A 21,026-nucleotide genomic window follows, 5' to 3' on the forward strand; every position below is an offset into this window, starting at 1 on the left:
GTTCTCACCGCAGCGGCGCGGTGATGTCCACCGAGAGGAAACCACGGCGGAAGCTGCGGGCGTCGAGCACCAGCAGCTGCTCGGGGCGCCAGGGATTGCGCAGGTGCACGTGTCCGCTGTGCGGGTCCGCGCCGACCACCGCGAACACGTGGTTGCGCGGCAGCGGGCCGGCAGCGGTGGGAACACGGGAGCTGAGCGGATGGGTGGAGGCGGCGATCGCCCGCCCCTCATCGCGCCAGGCGATGATCTGCGCGGCGCTCGGCATCCGCAGCTGCGAGTGGACCCGCTCGCCCAGCAGCAGCTCGAGGCCGAAGCGGGCGAAGCCGCGCTGGAGGAAGCGGTAGTCCCCGGCCACATGGGCGGCGATCGCCTTCTCGAGCACCCCCACCCAGCCCGGGTTCGCGCCATCGCGTCGGCCGTACTGGAAGAGCCCCTGCTCATCGACAGGCAGCCAACGATCCACCCGGATCGGGACCGGCACCGCCGGCAGCCGCACGGTGACGACGCCGTCCTCCTGGGTGCAGAGGAGGTCCCGCAGCCGCTCCGGTGCGGTCTCGTGGATCGCGAGCATCGAGGCCATCACCCAGCAGTCGCCGAGCCGGCCCTGGCGGGGCCGCAGCATTCGCGGCGGCGTGAGCGGGCCGCGGTCCTCCTTGAGCGCCGTGGCACCCGGTCCGGGAGCGAGCTGATGCACACGGGTGGGGGAGTCCGTCCCGGTCGCTGCCGCCCTGGGGTCCAGGGCTCCGAGACGCGCATCGCGCGCCCGCCCGGTGAGGGCGAGCGCGCGAAGGGTGCGGCGCCAGGTGCGCACGCGCGGGCGGGAGCTGCTCATGAGGATCCCCGCCCGGTCGTCATGAAGAAGCTCAGTGCTTCTCCGCCGCGACGATGTTCTGGCCGGTGCGCTCCATGACCTCATGGAACCAGGGCTGGGAGATGTCGAAGGCCTTGTGCCCGGCGACCCGCTCGAACTCGACGGCGCGCAGCACGTCGCCCCGCTCCTCGTCATGCCCGATCAGACCCGAGCCACCCTCGAGGGCGACCTGCACCGCGTAGTCGGTCATCGACTTGATCAGCCGGATGTCCTCGGGGTTCGCCTTCGCGGAGCGGGAGAAGTAGCCGGACTTCTGGACCATGACCTTCTCGGCGCCGAGCTTCTCGGCGAACTGCTTCGCGAACCACTGGCCGGGGTTGATGGTGTCGATCTTGACGTGGCCGAAGGGGTCCTTCTCCGGCTCCTCGCCGCGGGCCTGCATCTCGGCGACGATCTCCGGGATCCCGGCACCCTCGGAGAGGAAGATGTTCACGCAGCCGGCATCGTCCATGACCGCCTTGAGGCGCTCGGCCTCGGCCTCGATGTCGAGCTTCAGCTCGGGCAGGAACACGGCGTGGAGATCCCAGCGCTCGGAGCGGTGCCCGATCCCGGGCAGCCACTCCTGCTGGGAGTGCCAGGTCTGGTAGTACTCGGCGGCCTGCGCGGTGAGATATCCGCAGGCACGGCCCATGACCTCGTGGATGATCAGCATCTTCGGGTTCGAGCCGTGCTCGGCGATGATGTTCTGCGCGAAGATGCTGGACTGCTCGGCGGCGGACTTCGCACCGAGCGACTGCTTGATCGGCACGATGTCGTTGTCGATGGTCTTGGGCAGGCCCACGACCTGCATCTCGTGGCCGTTGTCGTGCAGGAACTTCGCGAGATCCGCGGCAGTGGTGTTGGTGTCATCACCGCCGATGGTGTGGAGCACGTCCACGCCGTCGGCCTTGAGCTTGTTCGCGGCGACCTCGAGAGCGTTCTCGCCCTCCTGGATCAGGCCGCGCCCCACCAGGTCCGCGGTGTTGGTGAGCTTCACGCGGGAGTTGCCGATGGGGGAGCCGCCGTAGTTGTGCAGCAGCCCGGCCTTGGCACGCACCTCGTCATCGACCACGATCTTCTCGCCGGAGAGCAGGCCCCAGTAGCCGTGCTTGTACGCGATGATCTCGACGTCGGGCACCAGCTCGGTGTACCGCTCGATGAGACCGCCGACGGCGGAGGACAGGCAGGGGGCATAGCCACCTGCGGTCAGGAGGGCGACGCGCTTGACGGTCATGAAGAAGAGTTCCCTTCGCAGTTCTGGGTCACGGTGCCCCGAGTCTACCGAGATGGCCTGAGGGCCGACGCCGAAGGGCCCGGCGTGGACTCGCAGGCGCCGCAGACCTCAGGCGTCGCGGGCGGCGAGCGCCTCGAGGATCTCCTCGTGCAGACGGCCGTTGGTGGCCACCGCGCTGCCGCCGAAGGGGCCGTCCTCCCCGTCCAGCGAGGTGAACCTGCCGCCGGCCTCGGTGATGATCGGGACCAGCGCGGCCATGTCGTGCAGGGCGAGCTCCGGTTCACACGCGGCGTCCACCGCGCCTTCCGCCACCAGCATGTAGGACCAGAAGTCACCATAGGCACGGGTGCGCCAGAAGCGCTGCATGAGGTTCAGCATCTGCGGGAGCCGGTCCTGATCCGCCCAGCCGTGCAGCGAGGAGTACGACAGCGACGCCTCCTCGATCGAGTCGACGGAGGAGACCTGGAGGCGGGAGGCGCTGCTGATCCGGGAACCGGTCCAGGCCCCTGCGCCCTCGCCACCCCACCAGCGTCGGTTCAGCGCCGGTGCCGAGACCAGACCCACCACGGGACGGCCATTTTCGATGAGACCGATCAGCGTGCCCCAGACGGGCACGCCACGCACGAAGTTGCTGGTCCCGTCGATGGGGTCGATGACCCACTGGCGCGGCGACGCTCCGGTGGAGCCGAACTCCTCACCGATCACCTGGTCCCGGGAACGGGAGCGGGAGAGCTGAGAGCGCACCAGCTGCTCGGCGGCGCGGTCGGCATCGGTGACCTCGGTGAGGTCGGGCTTGGTGGAGACCTCGAGGTCCTGCGCCTTGAAGCGGGACATCGTCAGCTGGTCCACGGCATCGGCGAGCACATGTGCCAGGCGCAGGTCATCGGCGAATCGACTCGACATGAGCCCACACTACGACCCGCGCCCGCCCACTCCCTGCAGCGACGCGGACCCTCGGCGGAGCGCCTGGGCGACACGGTGCGGGACCTCCTGCACCGACGAGCCGATCAGCGGAGCCACCGCAGCGACCTTCACAGCTCCCAGGGATCGTTCTTCCGCAGCGTGGTGGCCAGGCGCCGGTAGGAGCGCAGCCGGGCGGGACCGGCGGTGCCCGCTCCGCCGCCCTCGACCTGCGAGTCCAGTGCGCAATCAGGGGCGTCCTCGAGGTGGGTGCAGCCACGGGGGCAGCTCTCGGCGAGCTCCGCCAGATCCGTGAAGGCCTCCAGCAGCTCCTCTGGATCCACATGGCCCAGGCCGAAGGAGCGCACACCCGGAGTGTCGATCACCCAGCCGTCGTCCTCCGGCAGCGGCATCGCCAGTGCCGAGGAGGAGGTGTGGCGGCCGCGACCCGTGACGTCGTTGACCACACCGATCGCCCGGTCGGTCCCGGGGACCAGAGCGTTCAGCAGCGTCGACTTGCCCACCCCCGAATGTCCGATCAGCACGCTGACCCGCCCGGAGAGCCGCTCCCGCAGGTCCTCCAGGCCGATGATCCCGGGACTTCCGGGATGCCCGGACCGGGCAGCCTCCTCGGGGGTCTCCCGCCGGGTCCGGAGGTGCTCGAGCCCCAGCGGCGCATACGCGGTGAGGAACGAGTCGGGGGAGCGCAGGTCGGTCTTGGTGAGCACCAGCAGGGCGTCGATCCCCGCCACATAGGCGGCGACCAGGCAGCGATCGATCATGCCGCCGCGCGGCTCCGGATCGGCGACAGCGGTCACCATCACCATCAGGTCGACATTCGCGACCAGCGGGCGCTCGGTCGGATCGTCATCGTCGGCGCTGCGCCGCAGGAAGGAGCTGCGCTCCTGGATGCGGACGATGCGGGCCAGCGAACCGTCCCGCCCCGAGATGTCACCGACCAGGCCGACCAGGTCGCCGGGAACGATGGGGGAGCGGCCCAGCTCCCGGGCACGCATCGCGGTGACCGCGCGCTCCGACCCGGTGCCCTCCTCCACGATGGTCCGCCACCGCCCGCGGTCCACGGAGACCACGCGGGCGGTGACGGCGCCCTCATGCTTGGGCCGGTCCTTCGTCCGAGGTCGTGAGCCGCGCCTGCTGGGGCGGACGCGGATGTCGCTCTCGTCGTACTCGCGGGCCGAGCGGCTCACGCGTCGTCCACCACCGGTTCGGGGTGGAGCATCGCCAGCCACATCCCCACGAAGTCGGGGAGAGTCTTCTGCGTGGTGCCGATGTTGACCACCCGCAGGTCCGGGACCCGCAGGCCGATGATCGCGCCGGCGGTGGCCATGCGATGGTCCTCGTAGCTCTCGAACACCTCGCCGTGCAGCGGACCGGGGTGGATCTCCAGCCCGTCCTCGAGCTCGACGGTGCGTGCCCCGATCTTCGACAGCTCGGTGGCCAGGGCCTTCAACCGATCGGTCTCATGGCCGCGCAGATGGGCGACCCCGGTGAGCCGGGATGGAGAGTCCGCGAGGGCGCAGAGCGCCGCCATGGTGGGAACCAGCTCACCGACGGCTGACATATCCGCGTCGATGCCACGGATCGTGCCCGTGCCCCGCACGCAGAGGGAATCGTCCTCACGCCAGATCTCGCCGCCCATCCGGCCCAGCAGCTCGCGGTAGGCGTCCCCGGGCTGGGTCGTGCTCTCCGGCCAGTCGTCGACCGCGATCGTGCCGCCGGTGACCATCGCCGCAGCCAGGAAGGGCCCGGAGTTCGACAGGTCCGGCTCGATGATGACCTGAACGGGGCGGATCGGTCCGGAGCGCACGCTCCAGCTGTGCCGGCCCTGTTCGTCGAGGCGATGGGAGGCCCGGATCCCCGCCTGGTGCATCGCCTCCAGCGTCATCTCGATGTGCGGCAGTGAAGGCAGCACCTGGCCCACATGCACCAGCTCCACGTCCGTCTCGGCACGCGCCGCGACCAGCAGCACGTTGGAGATGAACTGGCTGGAGGCGGAGGCGTCGACCTCGATCCGACCGCCGCGCAGGCGCCCGGTGCCGTGCACGGTCAGCGGCAGGAACCCGGGCTGCCCGTGCTCGGTGACCTCGACACCCTGCTGCCGCAGTGCGTCGATGACCGCATCCATCGGGCGCTGCAGCGCAGCGTCGTCCCCGGTGAAGCGGACATCTCCGTGATGGAGTGCGGCGAGCATCGGCACGAAGCGCATCACCGTCCCCGCCAGACCGGTGTGGATCTCGATCGGGTCGGCGGGATGCTCCGCGGGCGGCGGGAGCGGTGACACCTGCAGGGAGCCGTCCTGGACCGTGAGCACTGCGCCGAGGCGCTCGAGCGCATCCCGCATCAGTCGGGTATCGCGAGAGACCAGGGCACCACGCAGCGTCGAGGGCTCAGCAGCGGCGGCGGCCAGCAGCATCCAGCGCGCAGTCAGGGACTTCGAACCGGGGACGCGCACCAGCGCGTCGACGGGTTCGTCAGCAACAGGTGCATTCCACAGCACCTCCGAGACCATCTGGTCAGCCCTGCTGGACGGAGAGCTGCTTCTGTGCAGTCTGCACCGCGCCCTTCGCCTTCTTCTCCAGCTTGCCAGCCTTCTTCTCGAGCTCACGCTGCGTCGCAGCGGCCTTCTTCTGGCTGCGCTCGACGAACTTGTGCGCGCGGTAGCCCAGCGATGGGCGACCGTCGTTGTCCACCACGGCCAGCAGCACGCCGCCGAGCAGGCCGGCATCGGTGAGGATCGCCTGGACCTCCTGGGTCAGCTCCTCGCCGCGCAACTCCCAGACCTTCTTGCGCCCCGCCCAGCCGATGGACGTGGTCAGCAGCAGCGCCGCTGCGGCGGCCCGGGGATAGCGGTTGGTGGCGTACAGGACGCCTGCACCTGCCGCGACCGCGCCGGCGGCCCGGACCACGGTGCGCGCGTCGACGAAGCCGGGCGCGGAACTCTTGGCGATCGCAGAATCGACGGCGTCGAAGGCCTGCGGGTAGACATCGATCTCCCGCTCGGGGTGGAGTGCGGTGCGCACGCCTTCGAAGATGAAGGGAGCGGCGAGCAGCGGTCGTGCGATCCGACGGACCAGGGCCATGGTGTCCTCACGTTCTTGACGGGTGTCAGCAGGTCCGGTGAGCCGGCCGTGTCGGGCAGCTCACCGGCGTCCAGACTACAGCGGAGGGAACATTCATCGGGCCTACTGCGTTGCACCCGGTGCAGAGAGGGGATGGCACCGGCCGTCCCCGACACCACCGCGAGACTCCGGCGCACGCCGGGAGAGGAGACGATGCATGTCCTTGACGGTGCTCGAGCACGCTCCGACCCGGCCCCGTGGCGTAGGTTGGAGGACGATGATCCAGACTGATGCCACTCCGAGCCCCGAGGCCGGCCCGCCCGAGACCGACCGGGCACCGGTCCTCTCGGCCCTTGACGACCCACAGGATGACGCGCAGGACTTCGACTTCGAGTCCGAGGCGCTGTCGCACCTGGACTCCCTCTACGGCGGTGCGCTGCGGATGACCCGCAACCCGCATGATGCGGAGGATCTGGTCCAGGACACCTTCGTCAAGGCCTTCCGTGCTCGTGATCGGTTCACCCCAGGCACCAATATGCGCGCCTGGCTGTACCGGATCATGACCAACAGCTATATCTCGATCTACCGCACGAAGCAGCGTCGGCCGAAGGAGGCCTGGACGGACACGGTCGAGGACTGGCAGCTGGCGGAGGTCGCGGGGCACACCAGCAGCGGCCTGCGCTCGGCGGAGACCGAGGTGCTGGACACCCTCCCCGATTCGGCGGTCAAGGATGCGCTGGGGGAGCTGCGTGAGGACTACCGCATCGCGGTCTATCTCGCCGACGTGGAGGGCTTCGCGTACAAGGAGATCGCCGAGATCATGGACACCCCGATCGGCACCGTCATGTCGCGCCTGCACCGCGGGCGCCGGCAGCTGCGCGAGAGGCTCTCCGACTACGCCTACCGCAGCGGCTTCCTGCGAGCGGACCCGGCAGCCACCGGACCGGGCACAGGGTCGGATGCCGAAGCGGATGAACCGGACCAGACGATGAACCCGTCGAACGATCGGGAGGAGGAACGATGAGCGACAGCGACTTCGCAGGGCGTGAGGATGCTGCGCAGCGGCCGCGCCGGGATCTGCGCTACGGACTCGAAGAGGCGCTGGACGGCGAGCTTCCCCGGGAGATGGTGGAGAAGATGCAGCGCCACACGGTGGACTGCCCGGAATGCGCCGATGAGTGGGAGCAGGTGCGCCGGATGAAGGAGCTGGTGCGTCGCAGCTGCGCGGATCGTGCGCCGTCCGAGCTCCACGAGCGCATCGCCGTGCAGTGCCGGACCGTCTCGGTGACCCGCACCGAGGTCGACGGCGGCACGGTGCACATCACCACCAGCTCGACCACCACCCGTCGCGCGTACCCCGCCTCCGACTGAGCGCCGCCTCCCCGAGGAGGCCGCCTCCGGGCGCCGAAGACATGACGAAGGGCCCCTCCCGAGATGGTGAGGGGCCCTTCGTCATATCGCTCATGGCGACATCACGGTCAGCTGTTGGGGCGCTTGCCGTGATTCGCGCCGCTCTTGCGGCGAGCCTTGCGCTTGCGTCCTCGCTTGCTCATCACGATCTCCTTTCTTCGCCCGGGGGAACCCGACGATTGTGCCACATCACGCCGCCCTCGGAGTCTCCCGCAGGCGGTGCATGAGCCGTGCTGAGTCCGAGGTCACTCGGCCTCGTCCCTGCTCAGGGGTGGGTGGTTCAGGACGAGGTGCCGAGCCAGGAGCCGAAGCCGGCGTGCAGCACCAGCCAGGCCATCAGCCCGTAGCCCGTCTGCCCCGGATGGTCGCCGGGGGAGCGGGCGAGGTCGCTCTCCCACTGGTCGTGACCCGTCAAGCCGCCGACGGTGTCGACGAACGGGACCCGACGACGGGAGCAGACGTCCTCGAAGGCCGCGGAGAGCTCCCGGACGGAGCTCGTGGACCCCGGGTCCCGGCTGGGCGGCGGGCCCACCACGAACGCGGGGATGCGCAGCCGTTCCAGTCCGTCGAGGATCTTGGCCAGGTTCAGACGCGAGCGAGCCAGGGAGATCCCCGCCTCGAGATCGCCGCGGCCCATGGCCACCACCACCCGGTGATCGATCGACCCGTCGGCCTGCCCCCGCGTCGAGAAGCGACGCTGCACGTCCTCGTCCCAGCGCTCGGCCAGGTCCGCCGAGCTCTGCGCGGGCAGTGCAGCGGTGAAGACGTCGATGCGGCTGTCCGCACCCTGTTCGCTGGCCACCGCTCGTCCGAGCCAGCCCAGTGCGCGGGCATCACCGACCCCGGCGAGGAGCTCGTCTCCGAGCGCGATGATGCGGATCCGGGATTCCGGATGCGGGGCGGGCGTCATGGGCACGGTGGGCACCGGGACCTCTCCTGGACGGGGACGGGAACCTCAAGACTAACGGCGTCAACACTAACCGCGTCGCGGGCCGCGGGCGAACCCGTGGCCCGCGACGCGATCAGGCGTCGAAGGCGCGGTCGAGCAGATCCTCCTGCTCGATCTTGTGGGTCGCGTTCGAACCGGTGGCGGGGGAGGCGGACGCCGCTCGGGCCACGACCCGCAGAGTGCGGCCGACCTCGACGGCGAAGTTCATCGCCATGAAGCTCCAGGCGCCCTGGTTCTGCGGCTCTTCCTGGACCCACACCAGCTGAGCGTCGGGGTAGCCGCCGAGCGCCTTCTTCAGCTGCTCGGCGGGCAGCGGGTAGAGCTGCTCGACGCGGACGATCGCGGTGTCGGTCGTGCCGAGCTTCTCGCGGCGTGCGGCCAGGTCCCAGTAGACCTTGCCCGAGGCGATCAGCACGCGACGCACCCCGGCCGGATCCACGGTGGTGTCCGGCAGCACCGGCTCGAAGGTTCCCGTGGTGAAGTCCTCCACCCCGCTCACCGCGGCCTTGTTGCGCAGCATCGACTTCGGGGTGAAGACGACCAGCGGCTTCTTCGTCTCCGCAAGCGCCTGCTTGCGCAGCAGGTGGAAGTAGCTCGCCGGGGTCGACGGGGCCGCCACCCGCATGTTCTCCTCGGCGCACATCTGCAGGAAGCGCTCGATGCGGGCGGAGGAATGGTCCGGTCCCTGGCCCTCGTAACCGTGCGGGAGCAGCATGACCACGCTCGAGTTCTGGCCCCACTTCTGCTCGGAGGCGGAGATGAACTCGTCGATGATGGTCTGCGCACCGTTGACGAAGTCGCCGAACTGCGCCTCCCACAGCACCAGCGAGTTCGGGCTCTCGACCGAGTAGCCGTACTCGAAGCCCAGCGCGGCGAACTCCGAGAGGGAGGAGTCGTAGACGTTGAAGCGTGCCTGGTCGTCCGAGAGGTACGACAGGGGGGTCCAGGTGTCGCCGTTCTCATGGTCGATGAGCACGCTATGGCGCTGCACGAAGGTGCCGCGGCGGGAGTCCTGGCCGGCCAGTCGCACCCGATGGCCCTGGAGCAGCAGCGAGCCGAAGGCGATCAGCTCGCCGAAGGCCCAGTCGATCTTGCCGGAGGTGGACATCTGGTGGCGGCGCTGGAGCACGGTCATCAGCTTGGGATGGACGGTGAAGGAGGCGGGGATGTCGGTGTGCGCCGTCCCGATCTTCTCGAGCACGGCGGGATCGAGGGAGGTGCGCACCTCGTCGGACCCTGCAGAGCCCTGCTGCGCATCGGGCAGCTCCAGGCCCTGCACCGTCTCCTCGGAGTCGGAGGAGCTCGCGGCGCTGGCGCGCGTGGAGGCGAAGGCCTCGTCCAGGTGCTCCTGGAAGTTGCGCACCAGCCCTTCGGTCTCGTCCTCCGTGAGGTCACCGCGCTCGATGAGCGCCTCCATGTAGAGCTTTCGCGTGGAGGGCTTGTCCCCGATCAGCTTGTACATCTCGGGCTGGGTCATCGAGGGATCGTCGCCCTCGTTGTGCCCGCGACGGCGGTAGCAGACCATGTCGATGACGACATCGCGGTGGAACTTCTGCCGGAACTCGAAGGCGATCTCGGCGACCCGTACGCAGGCCTCCGGATCGTCGCCGTTGACGTGGAAGATCGGCAGCTGCGTGGACTTGGCGACGTCCGTCGAGTAGAACGACGAGCGCGAGGAGTCCGGCAGCGTGGTGAAGCCGATCTGGTTGTTGATGATCACGTGGATCGTGCCGCCGGTGCGGTATCCGCGCAGCTCCGAGAGGTTCAGGGTCTCGGTGACCACGCCCTGCCCCGCGAAGGAGGCATCTCCGTGCACGAGCACGGGGAGCACCGGGAACTCCTCGGGCCGCTCGAGCCGGTCCTGCTTGGCGCGGACGATGCCTTCGAGCACCGGGTTCACGGCCTCCAGGTGGGAGGGGTTCGCGGCGAGGTACACCTTGGTGGACTCGCCGTCGTGCGAGGTGTAGGTGCCCTCGGTGCCCAGGTGGTACTTGACGTCGCCGGAGCCGAGCTTCCTGCCGTAGTTGCCCTCGAACTCCTGGAAGATCTGGCCGTAGCTCTTCCCGGCGAGGTTCGAGAGCACGTTCAGCCGGCCGCGATGCGACATGCCGATGGCGACCTCGTCCAGGCCGCCGTGGGCCGCGCCGTGCAGCACGGCGTCGAGCATCGGGATGACGGCCTCGCCGCCCTCGAGCGAGAAGCGCTTCTGGCCCACGAACTTGGTCTGCAGGAAGGTCTCGAACGCCTCGGCCGCATTGAGACGATCCATGATGTGGGTCAGCTCGGTCTTGTCGAAGGGAGTGCGGGGGGTCTCCATCTTCTGCTGGATCCAGTCGCGCTCCTCCGGGTCGGAGATGTGCATGTACTCCACACCGATGGTGCGGCAGTATGAATTGCGCAGCACTCCCAGGATGTCCCGCAGGGACATCTCGTCCTTGCCGCCCAGCCCGCGGGTGGGGAAGGTGCGGTCGAGATCCCACAGGGTCAGGCCGTAGGTCTCGACATCCAGATCCGGGTGGGTGCGCACCTTGTACTGCAGGGGATCGGTGTCCGCCATCAGGTGCCCGCGCACGCGGTAGGCATGGATCAGGTCCATCACCCGGGCCAGGCGCTCCGAGGTGGTGTGCTTGAAGGGGTTGTCCGGCACCCAGCGCACCGGCTGGTAGGGGAGCCGCAGCGAGACGAAGACGCGATCGTAGAAGCCGTCCTTGCCCAGCAGCTTGTCGCCCATCCGCTTGAGGAACTCGCCCGAGGCGGCGCCCTGGATGATGCGGTGGTCGTAGGTCGAGGTCAGCGTCATGACCTTCGAGATCGCAAGCTCTGCAAGGGTGGCAGGGTTCGCGCCCTGGAACTGCGCGGGGTAGTCCATCGCGCCGACGCCCACGATCACGCCCTGGCCCTGCATGAGGCGCGGGATCGAATGGACGGTGCCGATGCCGCCCGGGTTGGTCAGCGACACCGTGGTGTGCGCGAAGTCGTCCATGGTCAGCTTGCCGGCACGGGCCTTCTTGACGACCTCCTCATACGCCTTCCAGAAGCCGCGGAAGTCGAAGCGCTGGGCGGCCTTGATGCTCGGCACCACCAGACCGCGCGAGCCGTCGGGACGCGGCATGTCGATGGCGAGGCCGAAGTTGATGTCCTCGCGCTTCAGCAGGAGCGGCTTGCCCTTCTCATCGACGTCGAACCCGTTGTTCATGTCGTTGATCTCGGTGATCGCCTCGATCATCGCCCAGCCGATGAGGTGGGTGAAGGAGACCTTGCCGGCGCGGTGGCGCTGGAGATGATTGTTGATGACGATGCGGTTGTCGAACAGCAGCTTCACCGGCACGTCACGCACCGAGGTGGCCGTGGGCACCTCGAGGGACTCGGCCATGTTGCGCACGATCGCGGCGGCGGGACCGCGCAGCTTGACGACCTCGGGCTCGCGGAGCTCGACGGCAGGGATCTGCGACGTGGTGGTGGGGACCTTCGCGGGACGGTCCGAGGTGGTGGAGACCGCCGGTGCCTTGGAGGCGGACTTCGCGGGATGGTCATTCACGGCAGGGGATTCCTTCGCAGGCTGGGAAGCGGCCGCCGGTGCTGCGGCCGAGGGGGAGGACGAGGTGGAGGAGGTCGCCGGAGCGGAGTTCTCGGCGGGCTGCTCCTGCGGGGGATCAGCCGTGGCGGCGGAGGTGCTGTCGGGAGCGTCCTGCTCCTGTGCGTCAGGCGAGCTCCCAGGGCTCCCCGGAGGCGTCGTCGTCGACGTCTCGGAGGAGCTCGAAGGGGTCTCGGTCGGGGCCGAGGGCTCGGCGTTCACCACGTGGGTGGAGAAGTATTCCGCCCAGCTCGGGTCGACGCTCGAGGGATCCTCACGCCACTGCTCGCGGAGCGCGTCCACGAGCCACTGATTCGGGCCGAACTCCGCAGAATCGGAGTCCTGTGTCTGCTGTGACACTCTGAGATCGCCAGCCTTCTCACGGTCGAGAGATACGGATGGCCTCAGCCTAACGGCAGACGGTGCCCGTCGTGCGCGGACGCCGCCCCCTTCGACGGCGGGAGACGGGCAGAGGTGCCCGACATCACCCTGTCAGGTCAGGGGTGCGTCACCCGGGAGCACCACCCGGATCAGCGAGGAGCGCCCGTCGCGGGTGTCCTGGCTGCGGGGGTCGTCGAGCACCTCGATGGTGCCGCCATGCAGTCCCACCGCCCAGCGGGCGATGGCCAGGCCCAGGCCGGTGCCGCCTGAGGAGTCGGCATAGCCGCCGCGCTGGAATCGTTCGAACACGCGGGAGCGGTCCTCACGCGCGATGCCCGGGCCCTCGTCGTGCACATCGATCCGCACTCCGCCGTCCGGCCCCAGGAGTGCTGCGGAGATATGTATGCGACCGCCGACGGGGGAGTGCCGGGCGGCGTTCTCGAGCAGGTTGTGGATGACCTGGTGCAGCCGGGCCGCGTCCGCCGCGACCGACAGGTCGGGAGGGTCGACGTCGACGATCCAGCGCACGTCGCGGCCGCCCGAGGCCAGAGACGCGGCATCCACCACCTCATGGAGGAACGGGGTGAGCTCGACCGCTTCGATGTCCAGGTCGACCACCCCGGCATCGAGGCGGGAGAGGTCCAGCAGATGCCCCACCAGCTGTGAGAGGCGCTCCGTCTCGTTCAGCGCCACTTCGAGAGCGGCCGGGTCGGGCTCGGTGACCCCGTCCACGAGATTCTCCAGCTGTGCGCGCAGCCCGGCGACCGGGGTTCGCAGCTCATGGGAGACGTTCGCGACCAGGTCCCGACGCATCCGGTCGGTCTGCTCGAGCTCGGAGGCCATGGTGGAGAAGGCCGCGGCCAGCTGCCCCACCTCGTCGCGGCTGCTGGTGCGCACCTCTCGGCTGTAGTCGCCGCGGGCCATCGCCTGGGCGGCGCGGGTCATCTCGCGCAGCGGCGAGGTCATGCCGCGGGCCAGCAGCTGGGTGAACACCAGCGCCGCGATCACCACCAGCGGCAGAGCGAGCAGCGGCTCGATGCCGGCCCGGATGCTCACCTGGGTGAGCAGCGCGGCGACGCTCACGCTCGCCGCGACCAATATTCCGAGCTTGACCTTGAAGGAGCGGAACCGGTCCAGGGGGCGCACGTCCAGCCGCTCGGGCACGCGGCGACGGGAGCCGGTCTCCGTGGCCCTGGGCGAGCTCACGAGTCGCCGGTGGAGAGGTTCGGCGTGGCCATCGAGGAGAGATCCGGTGCGGTCCCTGAGCTCGGACCGGAGGCCGCTGCTCCCGCCTCGGGGTCCTCAGGGATCTCCAGGGCGTAGCCGACGCCGTGGACCGTGCGCACCAGGTCGGCGCCGAGCTTGCGGCGCAGCGCCTTGACATGGGAGTCCACGGTGCGGGTTCCCGTCGCATCCACCCAGTCCCAGACATCCGCCAAGAGCTGCTCGCGCGTGAGCACCGTGCCGGGCGCGCTGGCCAGGCACAGCAGCAGGTCGAACTCGGTGGGAGTCAGATGGGCAGGCTCCCCGGCGCGCATCACCCTGCGGCCGGCGCGGTCGATGACCAGGTCCCCGAACTCGAGCGCCTCCTGCTTCTCGGCCTCGGTGGGAGCCGGGGCACCGGCACGTCGCACCCGTCGCAGCAGCGCCTTGAGGCGTGCGACGAGCTCGCGCATGGAGAAGGGCTTGGTCATGTAGTCATCCGCGCCCACGCCGAGACCCACCAGCATGTCGGTCTCGTCGTCGCGCGCGGTGAGCATGAGCACCGGAACCGGCTCGTCGGCCTGGATCCGGCGGCAGACCTCGAGCCCGTCGAATCCCGGGAGCATGACGTCCAGCACCACCACATCGGGCCGCACTTCGGCCACCATCCGCACTCCGGAGGGGCCGTCCAGTGCGGTGGAGACCTCCCATCCCTCGGCGGTGAGGCGGTCGGCGATCGCTCGGGTGATCGTCGGCTCATCCTCGATCACCACCACACGGACGGGGGAGTCTCCGGTGGCTGCTGTCTTCTCCGGGGTCGGCATGAGGCCACTCTAGACGGCAGCGCCTGAATTCCTTCGGGAGGTGAAGGCGGTGCGAGCACCCCGGGGTGCGGCGCCGAACGCGGGGACGGGCCTCGCACTGTGACGCACGAGGCGGACTCGAGCCCGCAGGCGTGACCTGAACCTCTGTGCGAGCCCCCGCTCGTCAAGATCGGGCAACCTTTATGGCATCTCGGCAAAAACTTGGCAATGACCCGGTTGACCTGCTCGTCGGGCGCCCCGACCAGCGCGTACTTTGATCGAGGTTGTTCGGCGACGCGTACTTCCCCTGTCCGGCGTCGCGATCGGACAGAGATGTGGACGAGCAGTACATCGAGAACTACGCAGTCGCAATGGAAGAGGTCAACACGTGGCGAATCACCGCGCCGACGGACGCGCCGCAGTGCGCAAGCACCGCGCAGTCGGAGGGACCCACCGCGATTCCGCGCTCCCTTCAGGTGTCTTGAAGGCGGGTGTCCTGGGAGTCCTCGCGACCGCCACGATCGCCGCCCCGTTGGCCGCCGCCGCGGCGGGGATCGACGAGGCCGCCTCGCAGGGTGAGTCCGTGGCGCAGGCCCAGCCCGCCGCCGTCGCGCAGCCCGCCGCAGCGATCGCCCCTGTGGCGCTGCCCGCCGCCGAGGCTGCTGCGACCACCGACGCCGTGCACGAGACCCGCACCGAGGAGGACGGCGCCAGCCGCTCCGAGGAGCGCACCGCTCCCGCCGCTGCGGACGCCGCCGGCGAGGAGCCTGCAGAGCAGGGCACCGGCATCGAGGTCTCTCTTCCGGAGCCCGAGCCTGTCGAGGTCGAGGCTGCCGAGACCGGGGAGAGCACCGGAGCGGCGGCTCCCGCCGGCGACTCCGGCTCCGTGCGCCCCGTCGACGCGCCGATCACCTCCGGCTACGGTGGCCGCATTCACCCCGTCCTCGGCTATTACAAGGGCCATGGCGGAGTCGACTTCGGTGCCACGTGCGGCACTCCCGTGGGCGCAGCCAAGTCCGGCACCGTCGTCGCCGCCGAGTACAACCGCACCTCCGGCAACCGGGTCAAGATCGACCACGGCAACGGGGTCGTCACCGGCTACTACCACCTCCAGGGCTTCAACACCTCGGTCGGCGCGACAGTCGGCGCCGGCGACACCATCGGCTACGCTGGCACGACCGGCCGCTCCACCGGCTGCCACCTGCACTTCGCGAAGATGGACGAGGCGGGCAACTACTCCGACCCGATGTCGATCCTGCGGTGAGGACCACCAGGGCCCCGCTCGTCCTCGGGGTCGAGTCCTCCTGCGACGAGACCGGCTTCGGCCTCGTCTCCGACGGAGTCCTCCTCGGACAGGGGCTCGCCTCGAGCGCCGCCCAGCACGCCGATTTCGGGGGAGTGGTCCCCGAGATCGCTGCCCGCGCCCACCTCGACGCAGTGGTTCCCACCCTGCGGATCGCCGTCGACGATGCCGGCATCCAGCTCTCGGACATCACCCACGTCGCGGTGACCTCGGGCCCGGGCCTCGCCACCGCGGTCCACGTGGGCCTCGCCGCCGCGAAGTCGATCGCATGGTCGCTCGGCAAGCCGCTGTACGGCGTCCACCACCTGGCCGGCCATGCCGCCGCCGACACCCTCGAGCACGGCCCGCTGCCGGAACGCAGCATCGTGCTGATCGTCTCCGGCGGCCACACCTCGATCCTCGCTGTCGGCGATCTGGTGCGCGATCCCATCGAGCATCTCGGCGACACCCTCGACGATGCCGCGGGCGAGGCCTTCGACAAGGTCTCCCGCCTGCTGGGCCTGGGCTACCCCGGTGGCCCAGCGATCTCCCGTGCCGCCGTGGAGGGAGACCCCACCGCGTTCTCCTTCCCCCGCGCGATGCTGCGGCCGAAGGACGCACCGTTCACCTTCTCCTTCTCCGGGCTGAAGACCGCCGTGGCGCGGACCGTCGAGACCCTCGAGCGCGCGGGGGAGCCGGTGCCGGTCGCGGACATCGCCGCCTCCTTCGAGCAGGCCGTGGTGGATGTCCTGGTGAAGAAGGCGCTCCGGGCCGTGAGGGAACGGAACCTGGACACCCTGGTCATCGTCGGCGGCGTCGCGGCGAATGCCCGCCTGCGCTCGGTCGCGCAGGAGAAGTGCGACGCGGCGGGCATCGATCTGCGGATCCCCCCGCCGAAGCTGTGCACCGACAACGGGGCGATGATCGCCGCGGTCGGCGACCTGCTGGTGCGCTCCGGCGCTGCTCCGAGCGGACTGCGCATCGCCGCGGATCCCTCGGCGGTGCTGCACGGAGCGCAGCTGCCGCTGCTGCGGTGAGGTCCCTCTCACACCCGTGCTCCGCCACGGCGGCGACGAGCTCCGTGACCCGCAGTTGTTGCTAGACTTCCCGAGTCCGCCCGCGTAGCTCAGTGGATAGAGCGTCTGCCTCCGGAGCAGAAGGTCGTAGGTTCGAATCCTGTCGCGGGCACCAGTGCGAAGAGCCGGGACGTCGTCAGCAGACGGCGTCCCGGCTCTTCTCTGTCCCGCCGAGGATCAGCTCTGCTCGCCCCGCAGCTCCAGCAGCCTCCGCAGCAGGTCTCGTGCGGCCTCGGTATCCGGGATCCGCAGATGGGCCGCGGTGTCTCCGCCGCCCACCTTCACCCCCACGTCGTCGCCGCCGAGGCGCGCGAAGACGGACTCGTCGGTGACGTCATCGCCCAGGTACAGCCAGGCATCGGCGGCGCTCGCCCGGGACAGGGCGTCGATCGCCACCCCCTTCGAGGTGTGCACCACCGCGAACTCCACCACCTCCTTGCCGGGCGTCACCGTGACGTCCGGCAGGGTGGTGGCGTACTCGAGTGCCGACTCGGTGGCGTTGATCGCGCCGCGGCCCTTGGCGTTGCGGGTGTGCAGCACCGCGGCCGTCGGCTTCGTCTCCACCTCCGTGCCGGGATGGGCGCGGGCGATCCGGCGCAGCGTGCTGGTGATCCCGGCGAGCAGCTGCTCCTTCTGAGGTGTCATGCTCAGCACGGACTTGTCCAGCACCTCGGCCTGCATCCACGGCGGGAGCGCCCCGACCTCGGCGCCATGGGAGCCCACCAGCACCACCGAGCTCGGCATCGCCGTGAGGGAATCCAGATCGGCCAGTGCGCGCCCGGAGATCAGGGCGACGGCGACGCCCGGGAGCTCGGAGAGCTCGCGCAGGGCGGCGAGCGCCTGCTGGTCGGGCTGCACGGCATCGCGGTCCGAGACGATCGGGGCCAGGACGCCATCGAAGTCCGAGGCGATCAGCAGTCGCGGCACCGCCGTGAACTCGCGCAGCGTCTCCTCGAGCTGCGCCGGGTCGCTGGGAGCGTCCCCGGACAGGCGCACGACGCGCGTCGCCTCGTCCTCCGGGGCCCCCGAGGCGGTGAGGCTCTCGAGGAACTGGTGGGCCCAGTGCTGCACGTCGTGCTCCATCACCTGATGGCGCAGGGAGCGCATCGCCTCCTCCTGCTCCTCGGGCGGCATCGCCAGCGACCGCAGGATCGCGGCCTTGAGCTCATCGATGTCGTGCGGGTTCACCAGCACCGCGGCGCGCAGCTCGTCGGCCGCGCCGGCGAACTCGCTGAGCACCAGCACCCCGTGAAGATCGGGACGGGAGGCGACGTACTCCTTGGCCACCAGGTTCATGCCATCGCGCAGCGCCGTCACCAGGACCACGTCCGCCGCCATGAACAGCGCAGTCATGTCGCGTCGATCGAAGGAATGGTGCTGATAGGAGACAGCCGGACGCCCGATGGGGGCATGCTCGCCGTTGATCCTGCCCACGATCAGCTCGACCTCATCGCGCAGCTGCCGGTAGGCCTCCACCCGTTCCCTGGACGGGGTGGCGACCTGGATCATCACCGTTCCGTGCGGGTCGATCAGGCCGTCGTCGAGCAGCTCGCCGAAGGCCTTGAGCCGATGGCGGATGCCCTTGGTGTAGTCCAGGCGGTCCACGCCCAGCACGACCTTCTCGGGGTCGCCGAGGTCTCTGCGCAGCTGCGCGGCACGCTCTCGGATCTCCGGGTCCTCGGTGAGGGCGGAGACGGCAGTGGAATCGATCGAGATGGGGAAGGTCTGCACCTGGACCTCGCGCACAGGAGCCGCGCCGAGGCCGGGCACGAAGATCGTCTTGCCCTCCACCTGGTAGCCCAGCAGCCTGCGCACCGCTGCCACGAAGTTCAGCGAATCGCTCTCCCGCTGGAATCCGATCAGATCGGCGCCCAGCAGCCCGCGCAGGACCGAGTTCCGCTTGGGCAGCTGCGAGAACAGCTCCACCGCAGGGAAGGGGATGTGGTTGAAGAACCCGATCCGCACGTCGCTGCGCGTCTCCCGGATCATCTGCGGCACCAGCTGGAGCTGGTAGTCGTGCACCCAGATCGTCCCGCCCACGGCGGCCACCTGGGCTGCGGTCTTCGCGAAGCGTCGGTTCGCGGACTGGTAGGTGTCCCACCAGCCACGGTGGAACTCCGGGCCGACGATGACGTCGTGATAGAGCGGCCAGAGGGTGCCGTTGGAGAAGCCTTCGTAGTACCGCTCGATGTCCTGCTGGTCCAGCTGCACGGGGTACAGGCTCATGCCATCGGCCTCGAAGGGGTCAGGAGCGTCTCCGGGCGAGCCGCCCCACCCCACCCAGGCGCCCGAGTCGACGGTGCGCATCACCGATTCCATGGCCGTGACCAGCCCGCCGGGGCTGGTCACCCATTCGGTCGCGCCGTCCGGCAGGGTGCGTGAGTCCACCGGCAGCCGGTTGGCGACGACCACCAGCTGGTGCCCGCCAGGGCTCGAGGATGCAGAGGGCATCGGGTCTCCTTCGCGTCGTATCGGGTGAGGAGGCGAGGGGAGTCCGCGCCAGCGCCTGAGGGCGAGGGACAGCGGCCCCCGCGCCGATGCCTCGACACTATCAAGTGCATTCCCTCACCCCGGTGCGCGGGACGTCCCTGGCTCCGCCGCTGAGCTGGAGTTCTGACCTGCGAGGACGACTCCCGACCGGGCGGATGGGCAGCGCGGCGAGGGTGTTCGCGGGCCGGACGCGCCTGCGCCGTCCCTGCTGGCGCGCCTACCCTCGGCAGGGCGCCGATGGCGCGACCTTCCGGCACCTTCGCCGGGACGGGAGAGTGCGAGACCAGGAGCAGATATGCGCGCCCACGAAGCCGGAGCCCTTCATGGCAACGATGCCGCCCCCACCTGGTTGCCCTATCCGACCGATGTCAACACCCTGATCGACGGGCTCTGGTCGCGGAACACCTCCCGGAACTCGCAGGGCGTGGTCGAGGTCGGCGGCGTGGATGTGCACCGCATCGCCGAGGAGGTGGGCACCCCCGCCTTCGTGCTCGACGAGGACGACTTCCGCCACCGCGCGCGCTCCTTCCGCGATGCCTTCGCCGAGGCCTTCCGCCCGCATCGCGGCGCCGACGTCTACTACGCCGGCAAGGCCTTCCTCTGCGGCGCCGTGGTCCGCTGGATCGACGAGGACGGGCTGGGCCTGGACGTCTGCACCGGCGGCGAGCTCGCCGTGGCGCTGCGCGCAGGCTTCCCCGGGGCACGTATCGCTCTGCACGGCAACAACAAGTCCGTGCACGAGATCCGCCGCGCCCTCGAGGCCGGGGTGGGCCGCATCGTCATCGACTCGCTCGACGAGATCGAGCTCGTCAGCACTGTCGCAGAGGAGCTCGGCACGCGCGCCTCCGTCATGCTGCGCGTGACCACCGGCGTGGAGGCGCACACCCACGAGTTCATCGCCACCGCCCATGAGGACCAGAAGTTCGGTCTCTCGATCACCGGCGGCGCCGCCTTCGACGCCGTGCGGCGGGTGCTCGAGGTGCAGCATCTGGACCTGCTGGGCCTGCACTCCCACATCGGCTCCCAGATCTTCGACACCGGCGGCTTCGAGGTCGCCGCGCGACGTGTGCTCGACCTGGTCGCCCGAATCCGCGACGAGCTGGGCCACACGATCGACCAGCTCGACCTCGGCGGCGGCTTCGGCGTCATGTACAACACCCAGCACACGCCGTCCACACCCGAGGCGCTGGCCGCCGGGATCGCCGGGATCGTCGAGAAGCAGTGCCACGAGCTGGAGCTCGAGGTGCCGCACCTCTCCTTCGAGCCCGGTCGAGTGATCGCCGGTCCCTCCACGCAGACCCTCTACTCGGTGGGCACCGTCAAGGATGTCCGCCTGGGCGGTCCCCATCACCGCGTCTATGTCTCGGTCGACGGCGGCATGAGCGACAACGTGCGCACCGCCCTCTACGATGCCGACTACTCGTGCCTGCTCACCGGTCGGGTCTCCGATGCCGCCCCCGAGGTGGTCCGCGTGGTCGGCAAGCATTGCGAGAGCGGCGACATCGTGGTCAAGGACGAGTACCTGCCCGGAGACGTGCGCCGCGGCGATCTGGTTTCGGTGCCGGTCACCGGCGCCTACTGCTATTCGCTGGCCTCGAACTACAACCATGTCCCGCGGCCGCCGGTGGTCGCGGTGCGTGAGGGGGAGATCCGCACGCTGATCCGTCGCGAGACGGAGGAGGACCTGCTGGGACTCGACGTCGGCTGACCCTCCGGCCACCACCCGCCCCCTCGCGCCCGGCCTCCTGCCGTCCCTGACGACGGCGGTCGCAATCGTTCATGCAGGGTCACGGA

At 69.7% G+C, this 21,026-nt stretch carries 16 protein-coding genes and 1 tRNA gene; 6 read left to right on the forward strand and 11 right to left on the reverse strand.

Annotated features, from left to right (window positions below; all coding sequences use genetic code 11):
- Positions 1-4: 4 nt before the first annotated feature.
- The 6 genes from Q0937_RS14355 to Q0937_RS14380 all read right to left on the reverse strand — a co-directional run bounded on the left by Q0937_RS14355 (position 5) and on the right by Q0937_RS14380 (position 6,085).
- Positions 5-832 (reverse strand): C2 family cysteine protease, encoded by an 828-nt coding sequence (locus Q0937_RS14355; RefSeq protein ID WP_299304917.1) that lies wholly within the window; start codon positions 830-832, stop codon positions 5-7.
- A gap of 31 nt (positions 833-863) precedes the next feature.
- A complete protein-coding gene (locus tag Q0937_RS14360; protein ID WP_299304920.1) occupies positions 864-2,084 on the reverse strand; it encodes a pyrophosphate--fructose-6-phosphate 1-phosphotransferase in 1,221 nt (406 codons plus the stop codon).
- A 108-nt stretch (positions 2,085-2,192) separates the two neighbouring features.
- Positions 2,193-2,987 carry a histidinol-phosphatase gene (hisN, locus tag Q0937_RS14365; RefSeq protein ID WP_299304923.1) on the reverse strand — a complete coding sequence of 265 codons (795 nt, stop codon included), beginning with the start codon at positions 2,985-2,987 and terminating at the stop codon, positions 2,193-2,195.
- A gap of 128 nt (positions 2,988-3,115) precedes the next feature.
- Positions 3,116-4,192, reverse strand: a complete 1,077-nt coding sequence (gene rsgA, locus Q0937_RS14370) for a ribosome small subunit-dependent GTPase A (protein WP_299304925.1) — start codon at positions 4,190-4,192, stop codon at positions 3,116-3,118.
- On the reverse strand, positions 4,189-5,514 hold the full coding sequence (aroA, locus tag Q0937_RS14375; protein WP_299304928.1) for a 3-phosphoshikimate 1-carboxyvinyltransferase: 1,326 nt from the start codon (positions 5,512-5,514) through the stop codon (positions 4,189-4,191). Before aroA ends, rsgA begins: the two co-directional genes overlap by 4 nt.
- Positions 5,515-5,518: 4 nt before the next feature.
- The gene (locus tag Q0937_RS14380; protein WP_299304931.1) at positions 5,519-6,085 is read right to left on the reverse strand and encodes a hypothetical protein; all 567 of its coding nucleotides are present in this window, start codon (positions 6,083-6,085) and stop codon (positions 5,519-5,521) included.
- A gap of 256 nt (positions 6,086-6,341) precedes the next feature.
- Between Q0937_RS14380 and Q0937_RS14385 the strand changes: the two genes are divergently transcribed.
- Both Q0937_RS14385 and Q0937_RS14390 read left to right on the forward strand, forming a co-directional pair.
- Positions 6,342-7,088: a sigma-70 family RNA polymerase sigma factor gene (locus tag Q0937_RS14385; RefSeq protein WP_299304934.1), complete on the forward strand. Its 747-nt coding sequence runs from the start codon at positions 6,342-6,344 to the stop codon at positions 7,086-7,088.
- On the forward strand, positions 7,085-7,435 hold the full coding sequence (locus Q0937_RS14390; RefSeq protein ID WP_299304937.1) for an anti-sigma factor: 351 nt from the start codon (positions 7,085-7,087) through the stop codon (positions 7,433-7,435). Before Q0937_RS14385 ends, Q0937_RS14390 begins: the two co-directional genes overlap by 4 nt.
- 319 nt (positions 7,436-7,754) lie before the next feature.
- On the opposite strand, the gene Q0937_RS14395 is transcribed toward Q0937_RS14390, so the two are convergent.
- The 4 genes from Q0937_RS14395 to Q0937_RS14410 all read right to left on the reverse strand — a co-directional run bounded on the left by Q0937_RS14395 (position 7,755) and on the right by Q0937_RS14410 (position 14,405).
- Entirely contained in the window at positions 7,755-8,399 is a 645-nt protein-coding gene (locus Q0937_RS14395) for a GDSL-type esterase/lipase family protein (protein WP_299304939.1), read from the reverse strand.
- A 97-nt stretch (positions 8,400-8,496) separates the two neighbouring features.
- Positions 8,497-12,357: a multifunctional oxoglutarate decarboxylase/oxoglutarate dehydrogenase thiamine pyrophosphate-binding subunit/dihydrolipoyllysine-residue succinyltransferase subunit gene (locus Q0937_RS14400; protein ID WP_299304942.1), complete on the reverse strand. Its 3,861-nt coding sequence runs from the start codon at positions 12,355-12,357 to the stop codon at positions 8,497-8,499.
- A 132-nt stretch (positions 12,358-12,489) separates the two neighbouring features.
- A complete protein-coding gene (locus tag Q0937_RS14405; protein ID WP_299304945.1) occupies positions 12,490-13,584 on the reverse strand; it encodes a cell wall metabolism sensor histidine kinase WalK in 1,095 nt (364 codons plus the stop codon).
- Positions 13,581-14,405 carry a response regulator transcription factor gene (locus Q0937_RS14410; RefSeq protein WP_299304947.1) on the reverse strand — a complete coding sequence of 275 codons (825 nt, stop codon included), beginning with the start codon at positions 14,403-14,405 and terminating at the stop codon, positions 13,581-13,583. The genes Q0937_RS14405 and Q0937_RS14410 overlap by 4 nt, the downstream gene beginning before the upstream one ends.
- 367 nt (positions 14,406-14,772) lie before the next feature.
- Here Q0937_RS14410 and Q0937_RS14415 point away from each other — a divergent pair, with 367 nt between their 5' ends.
- The 3 genes from Q0937_RS14415 (at position 14,773) to Q0937_RS14425 (ending at position 16,857) form a co-directional block, all read left to right on the forward strand.
- Entirely contained in the window at positions 14,773-15,648 is an 876-nt protein-coding gene (locus tag Q0937_RS14415) for a M23 family metallopeptidase (protein ID WP_299304950.1), read from the forward strand.
- Positions 15,645-16,703 (forward strand): tRNA (adenosine(37)-N6)-threonylcarbamoyltransferase complex transferase subunit TsaD, encoded by a 1,059-nt coding sequence (tsaD, locus tag Q0937_RS14420; RefSeq protein ID WP_299304952.1) that lies wholly within the window; start codon positions 15,645-15,647, stop codon positions 16,701-16,703. The genes Q0937_RS14415 and tsaD overlap by 4 nt, the downstream gene beginning before the upstream one ends.
- A gap of 78 nt (positions 16,704-16,781) precedes the next feature.
- Positions 16,782-16,857 (forward strand) — tRNA-Arg (locus Q0937_RS14425).
- Between the two features lie 62 nt (positions 16,858-16,919).
- On the opposite strand, the gene Q0937_RS14430 is transcribed toward Q0937_RS14425, so the two are convergent.
- Positions 16,920-19,193 (reverse strand): bifunctional alpha,alpha-trehalose-phosphate synthase (UDP-forming)/trehalose-phosphatase, encoded by a 2,274-nt coding sequence (locus Q0937_RS14430; protein ID WP_299304954.1) that lies wholly within the window; start codon positions 19,191-19,193, stop codon positions 16,920-16,922.
- 334 nt (positions 19,194-19,527) lie between these two features.
- Here Q0937_RS14430 and lysA point away from each other — a divergent pair, with 334 nt between their 5' ends.
- The gene (gene lysA / locus Q0937_RS14435) at positions 19,528-20,940 is read left to right on the forward strand and encodes a diaminopimelate decarboxylase (protein WP_299304955.1); all 1,413 of its coding nucleotides are present in this window, start codon (positions 19,528-19,530) and stop codon (positions 20,938-20,940) included.
- Positions 20,941-21,026 lie beyond the last annotated feature (86 nt).

Source organism: uncultured Brachybacterium sp. (assembly GCF_947500705.1).
Taxonomy (GTDB): Bacteria; Actinomycetota; Actinomycetes; order Actinomycetales; family Dermabacteraceae; genus Brachybacterium.